Source organism: Ensifer sp. ZNC0028 (assembly GCF_000799055.1).
In the GTDB taxonomy this organism is placed as follows: domain Bacteria; phylum Pseudomonadota; class Alphaproteobacteria; order Rhizobiales; family Rhizobiaceae; genus Ensifer.
Genome location: NZ_JTLA01000047.1, coordinates 1 through 1268 on the forward strand (window position 1 = coordinate 1; position 1268 = coordinate 1268).

Below are 1268 nucleotides of genomic sequence, written 5' to 3' on the forward strand. Positions count from 1 at the left end.
AGCGCCACGCGCTGGCGCTGGCCGCCCGACAGCTGCGCCGGATAGCGCTTGTCGAGGCCGGAGAGCTGGACGAGGTCGAGAAGGTCGAGCGCGCGTTTGCGGATCTCGGCGGCCGGCGGCCGGCGATTGGCCGGACGCACCTTCAGGCCGAAGGCGACGTTGTCGAGCACGGTCATGTGGCGGAACAGGGCATAGTGCTGGAAGACGAAGCCGATGTTGCGTTCCTGCACGGTCTTTTGCGAGGCATCCTCGTCGCCGAAGAAGATCGTGCCTTCGGTCGGGCTTTCGAGACCGGCGACGAGCCTGAGCAGCGTCGTCTTGCCGGAGCCGGAGGGGCCGAGCAGCGCGATCAGCTCGCCGGAGCGGATGTCGAGCGAGACGTCGTCGAGCGCCGGGAAGCGGCCGAATTCCTTGCGGATGTTGTGAACGCGCACGTCCATGGCGATACCTTTCGAATGCTGGTCAGTGTCTGCGGCTGGCGGCGATCTCGGCGCTGTAGCGGATCTCCAGCGCCGTCTTCAAAATCAGGGTGATCAGCGCCAGCAGCGCCAGCAACGCCGCCACCGCGAAGGCGGCGACGAAGTTGTATTCATTATAGAGGATTTCCACCTGCAACGGCATGGTGTTGGTCTCGCCGCGGATGTGGCCGGACACCACCGACACGGCGCCGAACTCGCCCATGGCGCGGGCGTTGCACAAAAGCACGCCGTAAAGCAGCCCCCATTTGATGTTGGGCAGGGTCACATGCCAGAAGGTCTGCCAGCCGGATGCTCCCAAGGAAAGTGCCGCTTCCTCGTCGCTCGATCCCTGTTCCTGCATCAGCGGGATCAACTCGCGGGCGACGAAGGGGAAGGTGACGAAGACGGTGGCAAGCACCAGGCCGGGCACGGCAAACAGGATCTGGATGCCGTGGCTCTGCAGCCAGGGGCCAAGCAGACTGTGCGAGCCGAACAGAAGCACGAAGACGAGGCCGGAGATAACCGGCGAGACCGAGAACGGCAGGTCGATCAGCGTCGTCAGGAAGGCTTTGCCCTTGAACTCGAACTTGGCGATCGCCCAGGCGGCGGCGACGCCGAAGACGAGGTTGAGCGGCACGGCGATGGCGGCAACGATCAGCGTCAGGCGGATGGCGGAAAACGTCTCGGCATCGCCAAGCGCCAGCACGAATTCGGTCACGCCCTTGCGCAGCGCCTCGGTGAAGACGGCGGCAAGCGGCAAAAGCAGAAACAGCGCGACGAAGGCAAGGGCTGCGATCGTCAGCGTCAGCC

The 1268-nt window shown here is 64.9% G+C and carries 2 protein-coding genes; both read right to left on the reverse strand.

Annotated features, from left to right (window positions below):
• Positions 1 to 440: ATP-binding cassette domain-containing protein (locus tag L981_RS12330; RefSeq protein ID WP_043615995.1), on the reverse strand; the 440-nt coding region annotated here is incomplete at its 3' end.
• A 22-nt stretch (positions 441 to 462) separates the two neighbouring features.
• Positions 463 to 1268 (reverse strand): sulfate ABC transporter permease subunit CysW (gene cysW / locus L981_RS12335; protein WP_043615998.1); only part of this gene is annotated, 806 nt, incomplete at its 5' end.